General features: G+C 35.3%; 28 protein-coding genes. All 28 read right to left on the bottom strand.

Annotated elements, in window-relative coordinates:
* Positions 1 to 3: 3 nt before the first annotated feature.
* Complete coding sequence (tsf, locus tag AB3M96_RS20425; RefSeq protein ID WP_412969455.1) at positions 4 to 885, bottom strand: translation elongation factor Ts; 882 nt, start codon at positions 883 to 885, stop codon at positions 4 to 6.
* A 150-nt stretch (positions 886 to 1035) separates the two neighbouring features.
* On the bottom strand, positions 1036 to 1734 hold the full coding sequence (rpsB, locus tag AB3M96_RS20430; RefSeq protein ID WP_412969456.1) for a 30S ribosomal protein S2: 699 nt from the start codon (positions 1732 to 1734) through the stop codon (positions 1036 to 1038).
* Positions 1735 to 1880: 146 nt separating this feature from the next.
* Positions 1881 to 2462 carry a hypothetical protein gene (locus tag AB3M96_RS20435; protein WP_412969457.1) on the bottom strand — a complete coding sequence of 194 codons (582 nt, stop codon included), beginning with the start codon at positions 2460 to 2462 and terminating at the stop codon, positions 1881 to 1883.
* Positions 2463 to 2472: 10 nt separating this feature from the next.
* On the bottom strand, positions 2473 to 2778 hold the full coding sequence (locus AB3M96_RS20440) for a hypothetical protein (RefSeq protein ID WP_412969458.1): 306 nt from the start codon (positions 2776 to 2778) through the stop codon (positions 2473 to 2475).
* Between the two features lie 18 nt (positions 2779 to 2796).
* A complete protein-coding gene (locus tag AB3M96_RS20445; RefSeq protein ID WP_412969459.1) occupies positions 2797 to 4170 on the bottom strand; it encodes a flagellar assembly protein A in 1374 nt (457 codons plus the stop codon).
* 15 nt (positions 4171 to 4185) lie between these two features.
* The gene (locus AB3M96_RS20450) at positions 4186 to 4950 is read right to left on the bottom strand and encodes a FliA/WhiG family RNA polymerase sigma factor (protein WP_412969460.1); all 765 of its coding nucleotides are present in this window, start codon (positions 4948 to 4950) and stop codon (positions 4186 to 4188) included.
* Between the two features lie 76 nt (positions 4951 to 5026).
* Complete coding sequence (locus AB3M96_RS20455; RefSeq protein WP_412969461.1) at positions 5027 to 5524, bottom strand: chemotaxis protein CheD; 498 nt, start codon at positions 5522 to 5524, stop codon at positions 5027 to 5029.
* Positions 5517 to 6158 carry a chemotaxis protein CheC gene (locus AB3M96_RS20460; RefSeq protein WP_412969462.1) on the bottom strand — a complete coding sequence of 214 codons (642 nt, stop codon included), beginning with the start codon at positions 6156 to 6158 and terminating at the stop codon, positions 5517 to 5519. The genes AB3M96_RS20455 and AB3M96_RS20460 overlap by 8 nt, the downstream gene beginning before the upstream one ends.
* An 8-nt stretch (positions 6159 to 6166) precedes the next feature.
* Entirely contained in the window at positions 6167 to 6610 is a 444-nt protein-coding gene (locus tag AB3M96_RS20465; protein WP_412969511.1) for a chemotaxis protein CheW, read from the bottom strand.
* 48 nt (positions 6611 to 6658) lie between these two features.
* Positions 6659 to 8698, bottom strand: coding sequence for a chemotaxis protein CheA (locus tag AB3M96_RS20470; protein ID WP_412969463.1), 2040 nt, complete (start codon positions 8696 to 8698; stop codon positions 6659 to 6661).
* Positions 8699 to 8715: 17 nt separating this feature from the next.
* Positions 8716 to 9780 (bottom strand): protein-glutamate methylesterase/protein-glutamine glutaminase, encoded by a 1065-nt coding sequence (locus AB3M96_RS20475; protein ID WP_412969464.1) that lies wholly within the window; start codon positions 9778 to 9780, stop codon positions 8716 to 8718.
* A gap of 255 nt (positions 9781 to 10035) precedes the next feature.
* Positions 10036 to 10908 (bottom strand): MinD/ParA family protein, encoded by an 873-nt coding sequence (locus AB3M96_RS20480; RefSeq protein WP_412969465.1) that lies wholly within the window; start codon positions 10906 to 10908, stop codon positions 10036 to 10038.
* Entirely contained in the window at positions 10905 to 12065 is a 1161-nt protein-coding gene (flhF, locus tag AB3M96_RS20485; protein ID WP_412969466.1) for a flagellar biosynthesis GTPase FlhF, read from the bottom strand. The genes AB3M96_RS20480 and flhF overlap by 4 nt, the downstream gene beginning before the upstream one ends.
* Complete coding sequence (flhA, locus tag AB3M96_RS20490) at positions 12062 to 14098, bottom strand: flagellar biosynthesis protein FlhA (protein ID WP_412969467.1); 2037 nt, start codon at positions 14096 to 14098, stop codon at positions 12062 to 12064. The genes flhF and flhA overlap by 4 nt, the downstream gene beginning before the upstream one ends.
* A gap of 81 nt (positions 14099 to 14179) precedes the next feature.
* A complete protein-coding gene (gene flhB, locus AB3M96_RS20495; protein WP_412969468.1) occupies positions 14180 to 15262 on the bottom strand; it encodes a flagellar biosynthesis protein FlhB in 1083 nt (360 codons plus the stop codon).
* Between the two features lies 1 nt (position 15263).
* Positions 15264 to 16040, bottom strand: coding sequence for a flagellar biosynthetic protein FliR (fliR, locus tag AB3M96_RS20500; RefSeq protein WP_412969469.1), 777 nt, complete (start codon positions 16038 to 16040; stop codon positions 15264 to 15266).
* A gap of 4 nt (positions 16041 to 16044) precedes the next feature.
* Positions 16045 to 16314, bottom strand: a complete 270-nt coding sequence (gene fliQ / locus AB3M96_RS20505) for a flagellar biosynthesis protein FliQ (protein WP_412969470.1) — start codon at positions 16312 to 16314, stop codon at positions 16045 to 16047.
* A gap of 16 nt (positions 16315 to 16330) precedes the next feature.
* Entirely contained in the window at positions 16331 to 16996 is a 666-nt protein-coding gene (fliP, locus tag AB3M96_RS20510) for a flagellar type III secretion system pore protein FliP (protein WP_412969471.1), read from the bottom strand.
* Positions 16993 to 17643: a flagellar biosynthetic protein FliO gene (locus AB3M96_RS20515; protein ID WP_412969472.1), complete on the bottom strand. Its 651-nt coding sequence runs from the start codon at positions 17641 to 17643 to the stop codon at positions 16993 to 16995. The genes fliP and AB3M96_RS20515 overlap by 4 nt, the downstream gene beginning before the upstream one ends.
* A 27-nt stretch (positions 17644 to 17670) precedes the next feature.
* The gene (gene cheY / locus AB3M96_RS20520; protein WP_412969473.1) at positions 17671 to 18033 is read right to left on the bottom strand and encodes a chemotaxis protein CheY; all 363 of its coding nucleotides are present in this window, start codon (positions 18031 to 18033) and stop codon (positions 17671 to 17673) included.
* A 17-nt stretch (positions 18034 to 18050) separates the two neighbouring features.
* The gene (gene fliY / locus AB3M96_RS20525; RefSeq protein ID WP_412969474.1) at positions 18051 to 19244 is read right to left on the bottom strand and encodes a flagellar motor switch phosphatase FliY; all 1194 of its coding nucleotides are present in this window, start codon (positions 19242 to 19244) and stop codon (positions 18051 to 18053) included.
* Positions 19237 to 20238 (bottom strand): flagellar motor switch protein FliM, encoded by a 1002-nt coding sequence (fliM, locus tag AB3M96_RS20530; RefSeq protein ID WP_412969475.1) that lies wholly within the window; start codon positions 20236 to 20238, stop codon positions 19237 to 19239. The genes fliY and fliM overlap by 8 nt, the downstream gene beginning before the upstream one ends.
* Positions 20239 to 20277: 39 nt before the next feature.
* A complete protein-coding gene (gene fliL / locus AB3M96_RS20535) occupies positions 20278 to 20703 on the bottom strand; it encodes a flagellar basal body-associated protein FliL (protein WP_412969476.1) in 426 nt (141 codons plus the stop codon).
* A 7-nt stretch (positions 20704 to 20710) separates the two neighbouring features.
* Positions 20711 to 20920, bottom strand: a complete 210-nt coding sequence (locus AB3M96_RS20540; RefSeq protein WP_412969477.1) for a flagellar FlbD family protein — start codon at positions 20918 to 20920, stop codon at positions 20711 to 20713.
* Between the two features lie 47 nt (positions 20921 to 20967).
* Positions 20968 to 21912 (bottom strand): flagellar basal body rod protein FlgG, encoded by a 945-nt coding sequence (gene flgG, locus AB3M96_RS20545; RefSeq protein WP_412969478.1) that lies wholly within the window; start codon positions 21910 to 21912, stop codon positions 20968 to 20970.
* Positions 21913 to 21989: 77 nt separating this feature from the next.
* Positions 21990 to 22361, bottom strand: coding sequence for a TIGR02530 family flagellar biosynthesis protein (locus tag AB3M96_RS20550; protein WP_412969479.1), 372 nt, complete (start codon positions 22359 to 22361; stop codon positions 21990 to 21992).
* 12 nt (positions 22362 to 22373) lie between these two features.
* A complete protein-coding gene (flgD, locus tag AB3M96_RS20555) occupies positions 22374 to 22835 on the bottom strand; it encodes a flagellar hook assembly protein FlgD (protein ID WP_412969480.1) in 462 nt (153 codons plus the stop codon).
* A 13-nt stretch (positions 22836 to 22848) separates the two neighbouring features.
* Positions 22849 to 24171, bottom strand: a complete 1323-nt coding sequence (locus tag AB3M96_RS20560; protein WP_412969512.1) for a flagellar hook-length control protein FliK — start codon at positions 24169 to 24171, stop codon at positions 22849 to 22851.
* Positions 24172 to 24212: the final 41 nt, after the last annotated feature.

Consider the following 24212-nt stretch of genomic DNA (forward strand, 5'->3'; position numbering starts at 1 on the left):
TTTTTACTTTTTCACTTGGCTCATTACTTCTTCAGCAAAGTTATCTTGACGTTTTTCGATACCTTCTCCTACTTCGTAACGAACAAAGCTCTTAACTGTAGCGCCTTTAGACTCTACGAATTGACGAACTTTAAGATCTGGGTTTTTAACGAAGCTTTGATCTAATAAACAGATGTCTTCGAAGAATTTACCAAGACGACCTTCAACCATCTTAGCAACAATATTTTCAGGCTTGCCTTCGTTTAATGCTTGTTGAGTTAATACTTCACGCTCACGCTCAGTTTCTTCTGCAGAAACCTGATCACGAGAAATATATTTAGGATTAACAGCTGCAATATGCATAGCAACATCTTTTGCAACGTCAGCATCTGTAGTACCAGCTAAAACAGCTAACACACCAATACGTCCGCCTGCATGTAGATATGCTCCAAATGCTTCGTCATCAGCTTTTGTTACTACTTCAAAACGACGTAGTGAAAGTTTTTCTCCAATTTTTGCAATTGCAGAGTTAATGTGCTCAGTAACTGTTGAACCGTTGTCCATTTTTTGCTCTAAAGCTTCTTCTAATGATGAAGGTTTATTAGCAAGTAAATAAGCTGCAAGTTCCTTCACTAGTGTTTGGAAACCTTCGTTCTTTGCAACGAAGTCTGTTTCTGAGTTAACCTCTAAGATAACTGCCTCATTACCTTGTACCTCTATAGAAGCTAGACCTTCAGCAGCGATACGGTCACCTTTCTTAGCAGCTTTCGCAATACCTTTTTCACGAAGATAGTCGATTGCTTTCTCCATATCTCCATCTGTTTCTGTAAGTGCCTTTTTACAATCCATCATACCTGCTCCGGTTTTTTCACGGAGCTCTTTTACCATTTGTGCAGTAACTGCCATTATGATTTCCTCCTTAATGTAACAACTATGTATTCATTTTTCCAATGAAACAGTATAAGTCTGTTTCTATTATGACTTAATCAGCAAGAAAATATATAATTCTTTAAAAAAGGTGATAAAAGGCTAATCCCTCTTATCACCTTTCGCTCATTAAGCAGATGTTTCTTCACCTTGTTTTGCTTCTAAAATAGCGTCTGCAATTTTAGCTGTAAGTAATTTAACAGCGCGGATTGCATCATCGTTTGCAGGAATTACATAATCAATTTCATCCGGATCACAGTTAGTATCAACAATACCAACGATTGGGATGTTTAATTTATGTGCTTCAGCAACAGCGATACGCTCTTTACGAGGGTCGATGATGAATAGAGCATCTGGTAATTGCTTCATATCTTTAATTCCGCCTAAGAATTTTTCAAGACGTTCTAACTCTTTCTTAAGCTGAACAACTTCTTTCTTAGGTAATACATCAAAAGTACCGTCTTCTTGCATTCTTTCGATGTCCTTAAGGCGCTTGATACGCTTTTGGATTGTTTCGAAGTTTGTTAACGTACCACCTAACCAGCGTTGGTTAACAAAGTACATTCCAGAACGTTCTGCTTCTTCTTTAACTGAATCTTGAGCTTGCTTTTTAGTACCAACAAAAAGCATAGTTCCACCATTTCCAGCTAATTCCTTAACGAAATTATAAGCTTCTTCAACCTTCTTAACTGTTTTTTGAAGGTCGATGATGTAGATTCCGTTACGCTCTGTGAAGATGTAACGCTTCATTTTTGGGTTCCAGCGGCGTGTTTGGTGACCGAAGTGAACACCAGCTTCAAGCAATTGCTTCATTGAAATTACTGACATGTAAAATCCTCCTAATGGTTTTTTCTCCTCCGTTCATATCATCTTTAAGCAAAACTGTTTTAACAGCACCAATGCTTAAATCTATGAACGTGTGTAATAACACCAAAAATTAATATAACATAATCGAAACTTGCAATCAAGAAAAATTAGTTGTTTTGACGAAATTTGAGTAATAACTCGATCTCTGTTTTACCTTTATTTAGCTTTCTAGCTATTTCATCTAATGCTAAACCTTGCTTTTGTAGGAGCTGGACTTGTGCTACCAATGATTGGACATATAACTCATCTTTTTCTAATGAATCAGATTTTCGAGCAGGGTTCTCCTTCTTGCTGGGAGTCTCTAGTTCAACTTCTTCATCGTTAAAAGTTGGTAATAAGGATTGAATATCGTCTTTAGATAGCTCGGACTCTTTATGTTGAAAGGACACTATTTCGTTTTTTTCCGGTTGTTCGGGTTGGTCTTCCATTAGTATCTCTTCCTGTTTCGGGTGGTTATCGTCTTGTAAGCTCTTTTTTTGGTCGTAATCTTGAATTTTTTTTAAGAAGACTTCATTTTCATCTTTTATTTCCATGACATAAGAAGTTATTACACTCTCGAATTCTTTTAGTAGAGCTCCTTGTTTTTTTTCAATTTCCTTTACTTGAGATAGTTTTAGAAATAAAAGAATAATTAAAAAAAATGCAATTGCTAGTAAAGTAAAGCAAAGCATAAACAATATAGTAGTCATTTACTTCCCTCTATCCAATAATATCAATAAAATTACCCTTAAATGGGTGACGTTCATTTTGCGTTTCATCTTTTACTTCTTTGTTTTTTTGTTTTTTTAAAACAGTAGTATTTTGCGGGGATTCCTTTGGAATATCTACAAAGTCCAGTTCATTTTTTTCAGTTACTTGATTTCGTTTCTTTTTTTCTGTTTTTTCAAGTTCAGAAGAAATGTAATCTTGCATATGTTGTCCACGCATAGACATTTGTTCACTTAATTTTCCTGCGTCCTGAGATCTTGGGATAGCGACCTGTAATTCTACTAATTTTAGACTCAATTCATTCACTTCTCCTATTTATTTGGTAGAAAAGGTATTAATTGAAATCTCTTTATTTACTAGTTGAATTTTCACACGGTGAAAGAGTTGATTGCTAATTCTTTGGTACTTACCAAAATGTATATAGACATTGGGATATAAACTGCCTTCTACTACTACATTATATCTTGTAGTATCCTGGAGTTTCTCCTTAATTTCATGTAATTCCTCTTCAAGCAGAGTAACTTTATGGATCAATTCCTCTTTAGTTATATTTTGTCTCTTTAACAGAATAATTTCTTCTTCTGATAAAGAAGAAGTTTGTTTATATTTATCTGCTAACTTTTGAAAGATAACATCTAATTTTTGAAGGTCATTTTTTAAAAGGGCAATATCATTATATGTACGTTTTTCTTCTTCTTCAAAGAGGTGATTATTGGTACCCATGTTTATTTCCGTTTTTGTATGTAGTTCATTTCCAATATCCCTAGCTGTAACATTTGCTCCTGCTGAGATTCGACCGCCAATAATATTCCCTGTTAATGATACTACACTATCTCCAGCGACACATTCACTATGTAATATCGAACCCGTAACCTCTATGTTTTTCCCTGCAGACACTTTACTTTGATTAATAAATGAAGCAATGATATCACCATTAGCCTTTATATTAGCTTTATTAAATCCCACTACCCCACCTGATATAAAGACTGAGCCGCCAGCTTCAATAGTTGCCCCTTCAACTATTCCATGAATAGATAAATCTCCACCCGCTTTGATACTATAATCACTGGGAACATTTCCTCGAACCGTTACATTTCCAATAAAATCAATATTTCCAACTTTTAAGGATAAATCTCCTTCAACCTCAAAAAGTGGTAAAACACCCACTTTGTTTTTCGCAGTACTAACCTGACCATCAATTGCAGCAAATATCTTTCCATTGTTTTCTATCGTATTTTCTCCCAACTTGAGACGATAAGGTTTTCCTTTAAAGGCACGGATCTCATTACCAAATACATCTTTACCCGGCTTACCTTCAGTAGGTGGAACGATAGTGGCAATTAATTGCCCCTTTTTTACGGAAGGAATTTTTCTTACGTTCCGAAAATTAAAAACATCATTAACCCCTGGACTATTATTGGACTGATCTTCTTGTGGATTTTCTATTTTCAAATATCCATTTAGCCCATTAATAGGATTTTGACCCTCTGCAATGAGCAATGGATAGGAAACTTGCTCATAGTTAGCTGCAATATGTGAGATAACATCTCTTTGAATTCCGAAAGTAATTCCATGTTTTGATAGTAGCGTATATATATCAGATTCTATTATTTTGTCCGGATTATTTTTATTCAAATTAATGTGCGCAGATCGTTTATCTTTAGAAATAAAGACATCAAAGTCAACCACAGTCTAACCGCCTTCTTAATGGATATTTTTTTGAAGTGTATCCTTTAATTTAAATAGCGCTTTTGAATGAATTTGGGATATTCTCGAGGTTGATAAACCCATTACCTGACCAATCTCAGTTAATGTTAAATCCTCTTTGTAAAACAAGCTGATAATCAGCTTTTCCTTTTCATTAAGTTGTTCAATAATGTGAGTCAGTTGCTGCAGTAATTCCTTCTTTACTACATGCTCTTCAGGAGTAAGAGTTGAATGATCCTTTATAGAATATGCCGATTTTTCACTATCGTCGTCAACCTGATAATCATCCATTGAGAGAACATTTGCAAAAAAGCCCTCATTTATGGTTTGATAAACTTCATCCTCACTCATTTGGACTTCTTCAGCAATTTCCTGTACCGTTGCATTCCTCATTAGTTTTTGTTCAAGTTTTTCAATAGCTGCATCAACTTTTTTTGATTTCTCACGTGAGCTTCGAGATAACCAATCTTCTTTTCTAAGCCCGTCAATGATAGCACCTCTTATACGAAAAGAGGCATATGTATCAAATTTCAAATCACGAGAAGGATCAAATTTTTCCAAGGCATCAAACAACCCAAACATACCTAAACTCTTTAAATCATCCTTATTCACACTTTTAGGTAAAGTAACTGCAATGCGTTGTACATGGAATGTTACTAAGGGCATATATTTTTGAACAAGTACATCTCCTGCATGAGAATCACGTGAGTCAATCCATTTTTGCCAATATAGTTGATCATCGGTTGTTGATATTTTGGACATTTTACTCCTCCTCTACATGCAAATTAACAATACCTTTATTATGATAGAATAAATAAATTTTATTTACCCTAAGCAATTAGATTTCCTTTATCCCCTGATTAACTGTTCGAATTTTTAACATTGTTGTTTGAGGGTCAAATTCAATTGTTCGTCCACTATTTCCACCAACATCAGTAGCTACAAGCGGAATGTGTAAACGTTTTAGTTCCGTTTGGACAGCCTCCACATTTCGAGGACCAATTCTCATAATATCACTACCAGTTTGAAACTGGAACATTTGGGCTCCTCCAGCGATTTTCGCTCGCAATGTATGAGCTCTACCACCAATTTGGATGATTTTTTTATAAAGTTCTTCTATAGCCAAATCTGCATATTTTGCCAGATTCATATTTTCTGCTTTCGCAAGTTTCGAATCAGGTAGCATAATATGTGCTAAGCCGGCAATTTTTTTAGTTGCATCATAAATTATAATTCCCACACATGATCCTAAACCAGATGTTCGAATGGTATTAGGAGCAGTAACGACATTCATATCAGCAATACCAACCCTAACAACTATGCCTGTCTCAATCATTTGTTTGAACCCCTAATGCTGTAAAAATTTTCTCAAAGGCATTTGGGTCAGGTAATAGGAAGAAATGTCCATTAACACTATTTTCTTCATTCATCTCTGCTTCGCTTATCACTGTGTCTATCACTATTGCATAATCGCTTACTTGCGATAATTCTAGTAGTCCTGACCCAATAATTGCACCAGCCATATCGATTGATAACGCCGGTACAGATGGCATTAAATGCAGTTTTGTAAAGTCAGATAATGATGTTAGATAGGAACCCGATAAGATATTTCCTAACTCCTGAAATGCAGACAATCCAAGATCTGATTGTTGAATGCCCTCGAAGGAAAACTCTTTATCCCCTAACAAATCCTGAATTAATTTTGTAGCATGTGGTAATTGAAGAATGAAAAACATGTTCCCAGGAACATCACCTTCCAATCTTAAAAAGACACTTGCAACGATATTATCTGGTCCACCTGCAAGCTCCATCATTTCATCAAATGAAACGATTTTTACGTTAGGGACCTGCATGTCAATTTTGCGATTTAAAAGTTTTGAAAGTGCAGTTGCTGAATGCCCTGCACCAATGTTTCCTATCTCTTTTAATATATCTATATGAGTTGAGTTTATATAATTATAAAATGTCATAGAGTAGACTACCTTTCTACCTTTTCCTTAAGTTCCTCCGGGTTAAGAACTTTTTCTAAGTTTAATAGAACAAGAAGTCTTTTATCTATCTTGGCTACGCCCTCAATATATTCAACTTCAACGCTCCCTACAACTTCCGGGGTTGGTTCAATCGAATCAACTGGAATATCTAATACATCATTTGCAGCATCAACAATAAGTCCAACTTCCACTTCTTCTGTAGCAACAATAATAATCCTAGTATGATCTGTATAAGTAGCTTCTGAAAGGCCGAATCTGTTTCTAAGGTCAATTATAGGAGTCACAACTCCTCTTAAATTAATAACACCCTTTACAAATGATGCTGTTCCTGGCACGCGAGTAATATGTTCCATTCTTTCAATTGAACGTACTTGTGAAACAGAAAGCCCATACTCCTCATCCAGTAGTGAAAAAACGATTACTTTTAACATCGAAACTGATTGTTCGGACACTACACTCTCTCCTTTTGTGGTAACCATTTATTTAATTAATGCATTACAATCAATGATTAAAGCTACTTGCCCATCACCTAATATGGTAGCTCCAGAAATTGCAAAAACACCAGATAAGTAGTTGCCTAATGATTTTAATACAACTTCTTGTTGGCCAATAAAGGAATCGACGACTAAAGCTGCCGTTTTATCTCCTTTTTTAACAATAACAACAGAATAATATTCATCCTCTTCCATTGTTGTTGGTACGTTAAAAATATCCTTAATGGAAAGTAACGGTACAACCTTACCTCTAAAATCAATTACTTTTTGATTATGTGCATACAGGATTTGTTCCTTCTTCACAATCGCAGTTTCAATAATGGAAGAAAGAGGTATTGCGTATTTCTCACTTTGGACCTCTACAAGCATAACTGAAATTATAGATAAGGTTAGCGGAAGCTGGATAGAAAATACAGAGCCCTTACCTCTTGTGGAAGTGATTGTTATAGAACCACCCAGAGATTCAATCGTGTTTTTAACTACATCTAATCCAACTCCTCGACCCGAAACATCAGAAATTTTCTCTGCTGTTGAAAATCCAGAAGAAAAGATAAAATCAAATACTTGACTGTCTGATAACGCATCCGCATTTTCAGCTGAAATTAGACCATTTTTTATAGCTTTTTGTAATACCTTTTCTCTACTTATGCCAGCTCCATCGTCTTCAATTTCAATAAAGACATGGTTCCCGCTGTGATAAGCACGTAAAATAACTGTTCCTTCTTCTACTTTTCCGTTTTGCACTCTTATTTCAGGAGTTTCAACACCATGATCAAGTGCATTTCGAAGCAAGTGGACTAAAGGGTCACCAATTTCATCTATAACAGTACGATCCAGTTCAGTTTCTGCTCCGATAATTTGAAGATTAATCTTCTTGTGTAAATCCTTTGCTAATTGACGTATCATCCTAGGGAATCTATTAAATACAGTTTCTATTGGAACCATTCTCATGTTTAATATAATATTTTGGAGGTCACCAGATATTCTTGACATTCTCTCCACAGTTTCATGAAGTTCAGCATTATTTAAATCTTTTGAGATTTGTTCTAATCTTCCCCTGTCAATTACGAGTTCTTCAAATAAATTCATAAGAATGTCAAGCCGTTCTATGTTAACACGGATTGTTTTTGAACTGCTTGAACTCTTACTTTTGGTTTGCTGAGATCGGTTTTCTTGTTCCTCTATATATGGCTCTTCCACAATAGCCAGCGAAGGTGCAACCTCAGCTTGTCCTTGAATAAGTTCAGTCTCAGGATTGTTATATTCCCCAAGTTGTAGTTTGACAACTTCAACTCTATCTATTTCTGAAACTTTTAATATGCGTTTTTGAAGTTCTATTTCATCTTCTTTAGAAACAACCGTTACGCAAAACTCATTCTCAAACTTTTCATCCTCGATAAGATCGACCGATGGTACTGATTTTATTACTTCTCCTATTTGTTCTATTACTTCAAAAACCATAAAGGCTCTTGCTGCCTTTAGTAAACAGTCTTCTCTAAGCACAACAGTAACTTCGTAACAGTTAAACCCTTGGTCCTCTGACTGTTGCAGAACAGTAAGTTCAAAATCATCATATGCTGTTTTCGTATTGCTACTACGTACAGGCAGTGTTTCTTTATGTTGGGAGACGAGGCTAATCGTTTCATCTCCATTTTCAATAATCTTTAACAAATGGACAACATCTGTTACATCCTTCTTACCATCACCACCGTCAGCAATTGAAAATATCATTTCTTCTAAATAATCAACTGCTTGGAAAACGACATCAAGTACTTCAGGCGTAACTGCAACCTTAGAATTTCGAATACCATCTAAGACATTTTCCATTTGATGAGTTAGATTTGCTAAATCCTCATAACCCATCGTAGCCGACATACCTTTTAAGGTATGAGCAGAACGGAAAATTTCATTAACAATTGTGATGTTTTGGGGATCCTTTTCTAAATTTAATAATTGCTCATTACAAGTTTGAAGATGTTCTTTACTTTCTTCAATAAAGACTTCTAAATAATCACTTAATTCCATTGATTACACCCCTTCGCTTATGTAAGACTTAGGACAGTTTCGGCTATATTTCCTAATGGTACCACTCTATCTACTAAATTTGTTTCTATTGCAGCTTTTGGCATTCCAAACACTACTGAAGTCTCCTGAGACTCTGCAATTGAAATAACTTGTCCAGTTTCTTTCATTCTTTTCAAACCAACTGCACCGTCAGCGCCCATACCTGTCATGATAACAGCAATCTTTCGTACATTTTCTATTTCACTTATTGATTCAAATAATATATCAACCGAAGGTCTATGACCGTTCCTTGGTTCACTGTTTTCTATGTGTACCGCCAAGGATGTTCCCATTTTTTTTACTTTAAGATGGTATCCGCCTGGTGCAATATAAGCAGTTCCTGCTTTTACAATTTCACCATTTTCTGCTTCTTTTACATTGATTTCGCAAATGGAATTAAGTCTATTTGCTAATGACTTTGTAAAGCCTGGAGGCATATGCTGAACTATCAAAATGGGAGCTTCATAGTCTTTTGGAAACTTCGTTAGTACTTGTTGCAAAGCTCTTGGCCCTCCTGTAGAAGTACCTATACAAAGTAGTTTTTTTACAGTATTACGAGCTATTGAACCTTGATTATGTTTCCCAATACTCTTGTTTGTAGATGTAATTCCTGGTGTAATAGGATTTTGCAGTGATTTTATATTTGCTTTACTTGCATTAATCACTTTTGTTACTATTTCTTGTTTAATAATGTGTAGGTCAATTGAAATCGAACCTGATGGTTTCTGAATAAAATCTACTGCTCCAAATTGAATAGCTGCAAGTGTATTGTCTGCACCATCTTTTGTAGTACTAGACAACATTACAACTGGTAAGGGATTTTCCTTCATAACTTTTTTCAAGACATCAATGCCATTCATGCCCGGCATTTCTACATCCAGAGTAACAACATCCGGATGTAGTTTTTCGATTTTCGTTATTGCATCTAACCCGTCACGTGCGGTACCTACTACATTAATTTGATGGTCTGCATTGAGAAATTCCGAAATAAGCTTCCTCATGAACGCCGAATCATCAACAACTAATACATTAATTTTCTTCAAATCTAGTCTTCCTTTCTACCGCAGTATCTAGAAAACTCACAATAACGCTGTGTTCAAGCAATTTACTTTGGGCTATTACTTTTGAGTGTAAAATGTATAAAGTATGGTCAATTCAGTGGGAGGACCGTTCCATACACTCCAATCACCCTCGTAAAATCATTATTCAACTCGAACTAATGTCCTAAAAGAATATAAGAGTAACAAAGTTTGCGAAATCACCCTAAACTATATATTGTTTCTTACTACTTCGTTCCATTAATCTCGTTTCTTAAAAGTCAAAAAACGTTGAAGTTTCGAAATAAAAGACTGCTTATTACTAGATATATTATTGTTTTTATCGACATACCTTACCATCATCTCATATAATGACTTACTAACCACCGCTTTTGGTGAATATAGAATAAATGGCACTTGGTGACTTACTGCCTTAGGTACAGTTTTATCATCGCTTAAAACTCCTAAAAGACTAATTTCCTTGATTAAAAACTTAGACACAACCTGTTTAAGCCTTTTAAACGTTTGTATACCTTCTGCTTCACTTTGTGCACGATTTACTAGCAAATTGAATGGAATACTATGATCAAACATACATAGGTACTTCATTGCTGAATAAGCATCAGTAATAGAAGTTGGTTCAGGTGTAGTAATTACAAATATCTCATCCATTGCCATTAGAAATTTAACATTTTCCTCTGACATGCCTGCTCCCATATCAAACATCACATAATCATATTGGTTCAATACAAGTTGAAGTTGCTCAATCAAGTATTCAGAGTTAGTTTCACTTAACTTATACAAGCTTGAAAGCCCATTTCCACCTGCTATATAATCGATACCTTCAGGACCCTTTACAATTAAGTCAGTTATAGACAAATTACTATTGAAAAGGTCAACTATTGAATGATGTGTAGTAATTCCTAATAGAATATCAATATTTCCCATACCGATATCCATATCAAAAAGCAAAACTTTCTTACCGTATTTAGCTAAAGCGATTGAAAAATTTAGTGAAATATTAGATTTACCAACTCCACCTTTTCCACTAACAACCCCTATGGTTATTGGATTATTTTCAGTTGTATCGATTGATGCGAGCTTTTTCCTTAGTGCGGATGCTTGGTCTGTCATACTTCATCTACTCCAAGTAATGTATTTGCAATAAGTGAGGGTGTTGCAACAACAATATCATCGGGTACATTCTGACCATTTGTTACATAGGCTGCACCTATTTTATTATGAATCATTAAATTCAGCATAGGACCGTAATTAATGGTTTCATCCACCTTCGTGAATATCATTTTCGAAACATTTACAACTGAAAACTGTTTATAAATATCAGCCATATCTGTCATTTTTGAAGTCAATGACAGAACCAAATATGTCTCCATATCTTCAGAAAAGTTAATAATACTATTTAAATCGTCTACATACTTTTTATTGCGAAAGTTTCTACCAGCAGTATCCACTAGTACAACATCGTAATCCATATATTTTTCCTTAGCTCTAGTAAAATCTTCTAAAGAGTAACAAACCTCTAAAGGAGCACCAAGTATTTTCGCATACGTCTTTAACTGGTCAATTGCAGCTATACGGTATGTGTCGGTCGTAATGAATGCTACTCGCTTTTTATCCTTTAACATACAATCTGCAGCAATCTTAGCAAGTGTTGTGGTTTTTCCAACCCCGGTTGGACCAACAACATTAATGAATCGCTTTTGGTATGATACCCCACCGAAACTAAGAGGAGAGAGATAAGATATAATAATTTCATTTGTCCATTTTATAAGATCATTATAAGTTGCTTTAGCTTGGTTTAAATACCACTTTTCTAGTAAGGAAGATAAAATATCTTTTCTTATTAATGGATCAAGTTCCTGAGCAATTAATAATTGATTGATCTCAGCTAACGGTCCACTATAAGGCATCGTCTCCGAAGACATATCTTTCATCAATGTTTTTAACTCACGAATCTCTTTGATTAATTCTTGACTGTTTTGAGTTTCTGGACGAATAGTTGGAGCACTTTCAACAGGTATTTTAGTCTGTTCCTTAAATGGCTCAATAGGCAGCTTTTTAATTTTTTCCTTTTGCTGGAGTTTTTGCTTAGTTGGCTGAACAGGATCAACAGCAGCAATAACTTCAAAGTTCTTTTTTCTAAACAGACCAAGAAATCCCGATTTTTGGACAACCTTTGAGTTTAAAATAACTGCATCACTGCCTAGTTCAGCACGAATCAATTTCATCGCTTCAGGCATTGAGGAAGCTATATATTTTTTTACCTTCAATCTATATTCACCACCCCAACACTTTGTACTTCAACATTTGCTTCTAATTCATTGTATGAAAGAACAGGTACTTGTGGAAAGTAACGATCAATCAATTGTCTCACATACATTCTTACAGCTGGAGAGCATAATAATATAGGAGCTTGATCTTGTAGACTAACTGCTTCAATTTGTTTAGCAATTGCTTCAATAATTGATTGAGACACATTAGGGTCTATTGATAAGTAATTTCCATGTTCTGTTTGTTGAACTCCATCAGCAACTGCTTTTTCAACTCTCCCAGATAAGGTTAAAACTTTCATAGTTTCATCTTGAACAATATATTGATTCGTAATTTGTCTTGCCAGTGATTGCCTTACATACTCCGTCAATAAATCTGTATCGGTTGTCATTCTACCAAAGTCTGCAAGTGTTTCGAAAATAACCGGAAGATTTCGTATTGAAACATTTTCCTTAAGTAATTTTGCCAATACCTTTTGGATATCCCCAACAGTTAGTGGTGTAGGAGTTACTTCTTCCACGAGAATTGGATACGTTTCTTTAACATGATCAATTAATTGTTTTGTTTCTTGTCTGCCTAATAATTCAAATGCATTGCGTTTAATAACCTCTGTAATGTGAGTGGATACAACTGAAGGTGGATCAACGACCGTATAGCCACTCATTTCTGCCTGGTCTTTCATATCCTCAGAAATCCATTTAGCAGGTAATCCAAATGATGGCTCAATCGTATCTATACCTTCTATAGCATCGTCATCATAGCCAGGACTCATAGCTAAATAATGATCTAATAGAAGTTCCCCTCTTGCCATTTCATTACCTTTTATTTTTAAGCGATATTCATTAGGTTGTAATTGTATATTGTCACGAATTCGCACGACTGGTATTACTAGACCTAACTCAATTGCAAGTTGCCTTCTAATCATGACAATTCGATCTAGAATGTCTCCACCCTGGTTTGTATCTGCCAAAGGGATTAAGCCATATCCAAACTCAAATTCAATCGGATCAACATTTAATAGTGTAACAACACTCTCTGGACTCTTAAGATCCTCAACATGAACATCTTCCTCTATATCATTTTCCAACAGAACCTCCTGATCCCTATTTTTAGAGATCATAAAGCCTCCGACAGCTAAGAAGCCCGAAATAGAGATTGTTAATATGTCATTAATGGGTGTAAATAAACCAAGTAAAAAGATTGTGCCTGCTGTTACAAATAACATCTTTGGATAAGCAAATAATTGCTTTGTTATGTCAGTTCCGAGATTTCCATCTGATGCAGCACGAGTTACAACAATACCTGTAGCAGTTGAGATTAGAAGAGCTGGAATCTGACTTACAATTCCATCTCCAACCGTTAAAAGAGTAAACTTTGACAAAGCTTCTTGAAAGCCAAGTCCATGTTGTGTCATACCGATTATGAAACCGAATATCAAGTTTATAAGTACAATGATTATACCGGCGATTGCGTCCCCTTTAACGAATTTACTTGCTCCGTCCATCGCTCCGTAAAAATCAGCTTCACGACCTACTTTTTCACGACGTTCTCTTGCTTCCTTGTCAGAGATCATTCCTGCATTTAAGTCTGCATCGATACTCATTTGTTTACCTGGCATTGCATCAAGAGTAAAACGTGCAGCAACTTCGGATACACGCTCTGAACCTTTGGTAATAACAATGAATTGGATGATAATTAATATTAGGAATACAACAAATCCGACAACTACATTACCACCTACAACGAATGTACCGAAGGTGTGTACTACCCCACCCGCTTCACCAGTTGCAAGGATAGATCTAGTAGTCGAGACGTTTAATCCTAATCTAAACAAGGTTAAAAGTAATAATAATGATGGGAAAATTGAAAATTGAAGTGGTTCCTGCATGTTCATTGAAGTTAAGAGAACTAATAATGCAAGAGATATATTTATGATAATTAAAATACTTAACATCCAAGCTGGAAATGGAATGATAAGCATGGCGACTATTAAGATAACACTTAATAAAACCGATAAATCTCTAGCTGACATAGTTGATTCTCTCCTTCAATGTGTACCCTCTGTGGGAAGCTTGCGATTAATATTTGTGGAAATAGTGTTAAAAGTAGCCTGTTAAATCTTTTCTTTTAGACGATATACATACGCTAAAATTTCAGCAACGGCTTTAAAAAATTCTTCTGGAATGGCATCCCCTATTTCTGATTGACTATAAAGGGCCCTTGCCAGCGGACGATTTTCTATTGTTATAATTTCGTTTTCCTTTGCGATCTCTTTAATTCGTTGTGCAACAAAATCAACACCTTTTGCAACTACATATGGGGCATCCATCTTAGATTCGTCATATTTAAGAGCAATTGCATAGTGAGTCGGGTTTGTAATAATTACATCTGCGTTTGGTACTTCCTGCATCATTCGCTGCATGGCCATCTCACGTTGTTTTTGTTTTATTTTTGATTTAATTAAAGGATCCCCTTCTGTTTTCTTATATTCATCCTTTATATCCTGCTTAGACATTCGTATGTTTTTCTCGTGATCATAGCGTTGATAAAGATAATCTAAGAGTGATAGAAAAAGAAGTGCTCCTCCTGCAAATAAACCCATCTGAGCCGTAAGCTTTGCTAAAACAAGTAGCGCTGACCCTACCGTTTTTTGAGAGATAGAAAGTATATCTTCCAATCGGAACCAGAGAATCGCAAATGTTACACCACCAACAATGACTATCTTTAAGATCGATTTAATCATTTCAACAATTGCACGAATGGAATAAATACGTTTGAATCCTTGAATAGGATCTAACTTATTAAGTTTCATCTGGATGGCTTCTGTTGAAAATAGAAAACCAACCTGCATCAGATTTGCTGCAATCCCAGCAATTAATGCAACTACTAAAATAGGGGCTAATATAATTCCAGCCTCAAGTGAAAGCTCAATAAAAATCTCAGATATAGACTGTTCAGTTGGATTTATTGATAAATAGTGAGTAAATGAATGTTTTAATAGACCAAGTAATCGTTCAAGAAAAAAACCACCAAAAATGAAAAGTGTAAAGAATACTGCAATCAATAATATAGCTGTATTTACATCTGCACTCTTCGCAACCTGACCTTTTTTCCTAGAATCCTGGCGTTTCTTTGGAGTGGCTTTTTCTGTCTTTTCACCCGCAAAAAATTGAAGGTCAAGTCTAACAAAATGCATTTTAGCTCCCTCCCATGAGTTGCATTAGACCCCTCATCGTTAATAACATATTTTCTACTAGATTTCCTACCAACATAAACATCACTGACATTGAAATAATTAAAACGACAAAGCTAACACCAATCTTTAAAGGCAATCCTACAACAAAGACGTTTAGCTGTGGTACTGTTCTAGCTACAATTCCTAATGCAATGTCTACAAGAAATAATGAACCCACTACCGGCAAGGACATTTGAAACGCAATAATAAACATTGAATTAAAAGCTTTGATTACATACTCTATTACATTCTCATTTCCAAAAGGGATCCATAACTGCTCCATTGGTACAAATTGATAGCTATAAAAAACTCCATCTAGTAGTAAATGGTGACCGTTTATTGATAATAAAAATAACAAAGCAAATGTATATAAATATTGACCAATTAAAGGGCTTTGAGCACCAGTTTGTGGATCAATTACATTGGCAATTGCAAAACCCATTTGAAAGTCGATAAAACTTCCTGCAATCTGTATAGCTGCAAATATCATATAGGCCACTAAACCAATAAACAGTCCTACCATTGCCTCTTTCATGATAAGCATATAATAGAAACCATCGATATCAAGGGCTGGTTTATCCATTGATAAGAACATAATCCACGATACAAAAAACGCAATTCCAACACGATGGGTTGCTGGTAGCGTTCGATACGAGAATAATGGTAACGTTACAAAGAAACTAGATACCCGTACTAATACGAGCAAAAAAGCTGGAAAGTTTGTAATAATATCCGTCATCCTGCTACCCTACAAATCTCGTTAAATTACTAAAAATTTCATGGGTATATGACAGCATTTTAGAAAGCATCCACGGCCCGAAAAAGACTAGGCCAACTAAAACAGCTACAATTTTAGGAATAAACGCTAAGGTTTGTTCTTGAATTTGAGTAGTTGCTTGAAAAACACTGACAATTAGTCCAATAACTAATGCAACCAAAAGTAAGGGACCACTAATCATAAGAATCGTATATATTCCTTTTTCAGCTAATGAAATTACAAACTCCGGACTCAAAACTGTTCACCTACTTCTAGAATGTCTGTAAAAGGGATTTAACAATAAGATACCAACCGTCCACGAGAACAAATAATAAAATCTTAAAAGGTAATGAGATCATAACAGGTGGTAGCATCATCATCCCCATTGACATTAAAACACTGGCTACTACCATATCAATGACAAGAAAAGGGATAAAAATCATAAAACCAATTTGAAAGGCAGTCTTTAATTCACTAATAGCAAAAGCCGGAACCAATGCAGTTAAAGGAATATCTTCAATTGAAGTTGGTCGCTCAGCTCCCGAGTAGTTTAAAAATAGCTCAAGATCCTTTTGACGAGTATGAACACTCATAAACTCTTTAAAGGGTGTTGCTGCACGTTCATATGCTTCCTCTAAATTAATTTCTTCATTAAATAATGGTGTTAAAGCTTGCTCATTTACTTCACTAAAAATTGGAGCCATGATGAAAAAGGTTAGAAATAATGCTAATCCCACTAATACTTGGTTTGGTGGCATTTGTTGAGTACCTAATGAGGTTCTAACAAAAGACAACACCACAATAATTCTTGTAAAACTTGTCATTAAGATTAGAATACTTGGCGCAATTGAGAGTACTGTTAGCAGAAGGAGCATTTTAACAGATGTTGATACATTCTCAGGGGTGCTAGTATTAAAAAACTCCATAAATTCATTCATTCTTTACTAGACTCCTTATCTTCAAGTTGCTCAACAATCTTTTTTCTACCCTGTGTTATTTCAGAAAGCTGTTTCTGTAAAATAGAAGAAAATTCATCCTGCTCACTGCTCTTTCTACTCTTACGCTTTTCAATAAACTTAGAAATAATGTCTCTTGGCTGAATCATTGAATCAAGTTTCGAATTATGCTGTTCTAGGATATCACTAATTTCATCAGTGTCATCAATCTCTTTTAATAATTGAATCGACTCTCCAACCCCTACTACTAAGATACGTTCACCAATCTTGACAATTTGAATTGAACGATTTGTTCCTAGGCTTGTCCCTCCAAGATTTTCAATGAATTTATACTGGTTAAACATTTTATTTTTTTTATTTACAAATTTTAAAAGACCATAAATAAGTGCAATAACAAATAAAGTTGTAAATATCATTTTAAAAAAGTCACCAGCGGTTAATTCATTGGATCCTAATTGAGTTTGTGTAGCATTGTCAGTTTGGGTTGTATCGGTTTGTTCCGTTTTTGGTTTTCCCAATCCGTCATAAACACTTTTATCTACATGTCCATCTTCTGCCTGCACAGGAAAAGTGACAAGCAGTAGCTGAAGAAAAACAAGGCCAAGTACTATTATTTTTATGTGTTTCACTATGTTGCCACTCTCCTGATAAGTTTACTAGCTTAATGTTTTACTAATTGCTTCAATTACGCGGTCTGCCTGAAACGGCTTAACAATGAAGTCTTTTGCACCTGCTTGAATTGCATCAATTACCATAGCCTGCTGCCCCATTGCGGAACACATAATAACTTTTGCATTTGGATTTATTTTTTTAATTTCTTTAAGCGCAGTAATTCCATCCATCTCCGGCATAGTGATGTCCATTGTAACAAGGTCAGGATGGTGCTCTTTGTACTTTTCAACTGCTTGAGCCCCATCAGCGGCTTCTGCTACAACCTCAAAACCATTTTTCGTTAAAATATCTTTAATCATCATTCTCATAAATGCTGCATCATCAACAATTAATATTTTGTGTCCCATATATATATCCCCCTTAATTAATTCAACTTTTTAATTCGGTCACTTTGGCTGATTATATCTGTAATACGTACACCAAAGTTTTCATCTATAACAACTACTTCACCTTTAGCAACTAGTTTTTTGTTTACTAGTACATCCACAGGTTCTCCCGCAAGCTTATCTAATTCAATAATTGAGCCAGCTGACAACTCTAATATTTCCTTAATAGAGCGTTTTGTTCTTCCCAACTCGACAGTCACCTGTAGTGGAATATCTAAGAGCATACTTAAATTTTTTGATTCTGGCTCCTGCAGTTTTACTGGTTGGAAGTCTGAAAATACAGCAGGTTGTATGTCAGCTTGCGTAACATGTGTTCCTCCTATATGCTGTGAACCCTGATTTTGCGGTTGTTGAAAAGGTACTGAATTGTAATTAGGTTGAACAGCCTGTTGTTGTGTTGATGATCCATAATCATATTGGTTCGTAGGAATTTCTATATTACTAGGTACTACATCTACAGCTGGAGCAACTTCAGCAGATGGTGATAGAAGCTCATTTACCAATTCTTTTGCAAAGTTTACAGGTATTAGCTGCATGATAGTTGAGTCAATTAATTCGCCTACTTTTAGTCTAAACGAGATTTTTACTAATGTTTCCTCTAACGGGAGCTTCTCGGTACCTTCTCCGTGTTTAACATCTAAAATATTTATACTTGGTGGAGATATATCAATTTTTTTACTAAATACAGTAGACATTGATGTAGCAGCGGAGCCCATCATTTGATTCATCGCCTCTTGAACAGCACTTAATTGAATCTCACCTAGTAATTGGGATGGATTTTGGCCGTTGCCTCCTAGCATTAAATCTGCAATTATTGCAGCATCACTTTGCTTAATCACCAATAAGTTGGTTCCTGTAAAACCAAGTGTATAGCTCACATAAACAGCAACATATGGCTGAGGAAATTCATCAGCCAATTGATCTCTTAGAACAACCGTGACATTAGGTGTTGTAATTTCAACCTTTTGGTTAAGTAATGTAGAAAGTGCTGTAGCTGAACTACCAAAAGAGATATTTCCAATTTCCCCTAGTGCATCTTGTTCCATGGAAGACAAATAGTTTTCAACAAGGGGCTGTTTTTCACTCACTATTGGTTCTTCGTTGTCTATATCTGCAGTTCCTCTTAATAGTGCATCGATTTCATCCTGTGATAGCATATTTCCATTACTCATCTTCGTTGTTCCCCCCTTTGATTTCTTCCAGAATTTGTACAGCTTGTCTCTTATTCACCTTGCCCACTTGAGCAAGGTATTTTGGTGTATCCTCTACCTTTAATACGATAGGTTGTTGGATGATTTTATCAAGTTGTATTGTATCCCCAATATCAAGCTGTAAGAATTCCTGTATGGATATATCTGCAGTTCCTAATTCAGCAACGATTGCTAACTCAGATTCCCTTAGATTATTTTCAATATCCATAAGTTCTTCCATATTTCTATCCTTTTTTGGAGCTGCTTGCATCCAATAATGAGCAGAAAGCTTAGGTATAATTGGTTCAAGAACTACATGAGGAATACAAATATTAATCATTCCACTCGTCTCACCAATTTGAGTATTTAATGAAATAACGACAACTGTCTCATTAGGTGAAACCATTTGTAAAAATTGTGGATTCACTTCAAATTCTGATAACATTGGGTCTATTTCAATAAGGTTCGCCCATGCCTCCCGAGCATTATCAAACGCTCTTTCAAACATATTACTCATAATTTTTGTTTCAATTTCTGTTAAATTCTCAATCTTATTTAAACCCGCTCCTCTACCTCCTAGCAATCTATCAAGCATTGCATACGCAATATTTGGATTAACTTCCAGTAGTATTCTTCCTTCTAATGGAGTTACATCAAACACATTTAAGATTGTCATTTTGGGTATTGAACGGATAAATTCTTCATAAGGAACTTGGTCTGCAGTTCCGACTGAAATTTGCACATATGTTCGTAATTGTGCAGAAAAATAAGTTGTTAACAACCGTGCAAAATTCTCATGTATACGAGTTAAGCTTCTTATCTGATCCTTAGAAAACCGTAGTGCTCTCTTAAAATCATATACTTTTACTCTTCTCTCATTTTCTTCCTTTTTTAATTCCTCAGGATTCATTTCACCAGTAGAAAGCGCTGAAAGGAGAGCATCTATTTCACTCTGAGATAATATTTCTCCAGGCAAGGTTCCACCTCCGCTCTATAGACTATGATGTTTTACGTTTTACTGCGGAAGAAAGGATGTCGCATAAACTTTAACGACCTTTCCATCTTGCATCAATCCATTCATTCGATCTTTTAGCCTGTTTTCTAAGCTTATAATACCTTCTTCACCTTGAAACTCTTCAGACTTCATGTTGGATAATTCTTTTATAATCAGGTTGTTAACCTGAAAGCTTCTTTTTTCAAGTTCTTCTTTAGCTTTTTTACTATCGGTTTGCACATTAAATGAAATACGAATATAATCATTGCTCAATAATTTTGTTGTTATCTCTGGGATTTCAACAGTTGCTTCAATTACTTCATCTATTGTTGGCTCTTTTTGACTTTCACTAGCTGTTACCTTCGTTAAAATAACAAATGCAGTTGTACCAACTAACGTAATTGTACTTAAGATTATTATCATAATAATAAGCAGCTTATTTTTCATAGGTTTTTTATCCCTCCAAGCTCTTACGAGGGCCTAGTATATTTATTTTTTGATAAAATTCTAGGACCTTGAATTGTACATCTTCTTCTGTTTCCTTTACAACAAATTTCTTACCATTGGTAAGGGTTATTGTTGTATCTGGAAAAGATTCAACTTGCTCAATGTATAACGCGTTTAACGTAAACTTCTTTTCATTTAATCTCGTTAAAGTTATCAATTTTATCACGGGGCTTTAGGCTGAAGCCCTAAGCCCCTTACCCCCTATTAACGTTTTAGGTTAACTAATTCTTGTAGAATTTCATCAGAAGTAGTGATAATTCGAGTATTTGCTTGGAAACCACGTTGAGCAACAATCATGTCCGTAAATTCTTCAGAGAGGTCAACATTTGACATCTCAAGGGCACCTGACTCAATTGAACCAAGTCCTGATTCACCAGCAAAGTTTAATACTGGTTGACCTGAGTTTGCAGTTGCTTGGAACAAGTTCCCACCAACCTTTTCTAAACCTCCTGTATTTGGAAATTTACTAAGAACTAATTGACCAGCCCAGCGCAATGTTCCGCCTGCATCTACGTAAGTAACCGAGCCATCTTTTCCGATACTCATACTCTTTGCATCAGTTGGAATCTGAATTGGTTTGTAGCCCACAGCAGGAGTGGCTGCACCCGTATAAGACGGCGTTGTTGGGTTAGTTGTAAAATCGAATTCTGTAGGGTTAATAGTTGATGGTTCTGGGCTATCAGGAGTAGCATCATCACCGTCATTTTCATAAGAAGCAAATCCCATAACATACATACCTGCACTAGTTACTAGAAAACCTTCTTGGTCAAGATAGAAGTTACCAGCTCTTGTGTATAGTGCTTCTTCTGTAAAAGTTGTTCTATCAGAAGTTGGTGCTACTTGGAAGAAACCGTCGCCTGCAATTGCTAAATCTAGGATTCTGGCAGTAGTTTGTAAACTGCCGCTGTTGTGTATTGTATCGATTGCTGCAAGAGACGAACCTAACCCTACTTGTTTTGGGTTAACACCACCAAGGGATTGACCAGGTGCAGTAGCACCATTGATAGTTTGGCTCATAATATCAGTGAAAATTGTTCTTCCTTTTTTAAAGCCATATGTGTTTACATTGGCAATATTATTTCCGATTACATCAAGCTTTGTTTGAAAGTTTTTCATACCACTTATTCCAGAGTACATTGAACGTAACATTTAATTTTTCCCCTTTCGTATGTTGGCCGCTTCTGTCAATCAGCTAACCAATGGCTTCCTAATTAGGTCCAGCCGAATTAATCTAAAATGATGGTTCCATTAATATTGGTGAAAATTTGAGAATTTGCTTCATTTCGGTTCATTGCTGTAATAACAGTATTATTTGGTACATTAACGATTAACGCCGCATTATTCATTACAACAAGTGAATCACGTATTCCTTTAGATTTTGCTTCTGTTACTTTTTCTTGGATCTCATGCCATTTCGATTCTTGAATCGTTATATTTCGTTCATCTAATCTCTTTTGAGCATGCTTGCTTATAACTAAATGTGACTCTTTGTGAAGAGTTTCTTTAAAAGATACCTTCGGTTGCTCAGTATGTTGAACTTTTTTTCGATTTTGCAATGTTAATGGATGATTTTGTAATTGTAATATTCGATGGTCCATATAAAGCACCTCCTATTTATCTTCGTTTGAAGGTTCCTTTACCTTTATAATTTCGTCACTATAGATTTTAGTCCCATCTCTCAATTCGAGTTCTATAAACGAAAGCTTTTGTGAAACTGAGTTTACAGTACCAACACCCGTTTTTATAATCTCTTTTCCATCTTCGTCTTTCGTTGTATAGCTGTATTCCACTTCTTTTCCAATCATACTGCTATACTTTAATAGTTGTTCACCCGTTTGACTAGTAACAAATTTCTCCAAAGTCTTGCTCATATTAGTCATTTGTTCAAGGGAACTAAATGTTGCCATTTGAGCGATAAAATCCTTATCTTCCATTGGATTCATTGGATCTTGATTTTGCAGTTGGGTCATAAGTATCTTTAAAAAATCATCTTTACCTAAAATATCCGAACCCGTTTTTCGCTCTGGTTGTAAATTTGACAGATAAAGATTTGAATCAATTTTAGTAGCCATCAACTTTCACCACCTATACTTCAATATTCAGCAATTCGTCCAAAAGAGTAGAACTAAAGGATTCTTCTTCATTAACATCATGATTGTCCCTGTCATCCTTTTGCTGTGGAGTTTGCTGTTTTTGTTGTTCAGCATCTCTTTGTAAGCTTCTTTCACTTTGGAAAAGCTGTTGATTTGTTATTTCAATTTTTTCTACTGAAATATTCTGCATGATAAACGACTGCTTTAAACTTGAAAGCTGTGACTCCACTAACTCCTTAGCTTGACTCGTAGATGCCATAATTCTTGCTATTAATCCATTTTCACTTTGCAGTATTTCAATACGTAATGAACCAAGATGCTCAGGGTAAAGATTAATGAATAGTTTTTGGTTTCCGGTTCCATTTACAAAGTTACTTCGAGCAAGAATATTTTGAAACTGTTTGATAAACTGTTCCTGGTTAGGCATTTGCTTAGCATTTTGCTCCACAAATAACGTGAACTGCTGGATTTTCGGCATCTGATTAGGTAACGTATCATTTACAAGAACTGTTTCCGGCGTAGTTGTTGTAACTTGATTTGTATTACTAGTCTTTTGTATTAATTTTTCAGTTATGACAGCTGTAGGATTTTCCAAACCTCTTGGGATCGTGAAATACCTTGAATGAACCCCTTGTAAATATTGCTGACGGTTACCTTGAGTCTCAGTTTTTTGGTGATCGCCAAGTTTTGTTTCAAGATTTCGGATTAACTCAGACATTACTTTCATTGCTTTTATATCTAAATCGTTATTTGTTGATTCATTACTTTGTTTGCTTTTAATTTGCGGCAAAGACTCTGAGACAAACTCTTTTAGTTGAGTCAATAATTTTTGTATTTTACCTATAGATTCTTCAGAAATCTCGCTATCTGTAAATTTAGTAACAACTAAAAGTAAACCAATTAATTCATGCTTATCGCTTATTTGGTTAAGTTGTAGACTACCTTCTTTTAAATTAGATATGAAGTTACTTATTTGAATAATAAAATCAGGTACGACTAAATTCATATCTTCTTCATCATAATTTTCATCCACGTTCTTAACTTTTACGAGCACTTCAAGTAATTGTTTAACTTGTTCATTAGGAGGTAATTCCTCTTTTTGAAGATATTCAGCTAACTCTAGAGAAAGGTCACTATTAGTTGGTGGTGCATCAGAATCACTCAAAGACGATAGATTACTCTCTTCCAACAATAATCCAAGTTTTTCACGAAACGAGTTGCCACTTTTACTAATTAAGCTATCGTTAGTTACCTTATTTCTTGTAGAAACAGCTTTTATCGTCATGTCATTTGTCATATCCAAATTTGCCATCATCCCCACTATTTTCACCTCCTTTCAAATGTTAGGCAGTATAG

It is taken from the genome of Ferdinandcohnia jepli (assembly GCF_047246645.1).
Lineage (GTDB): Bacteria > Bacillota > Bacilli > Bacillales > Bacillaceae_L > Ferdinandcohnia.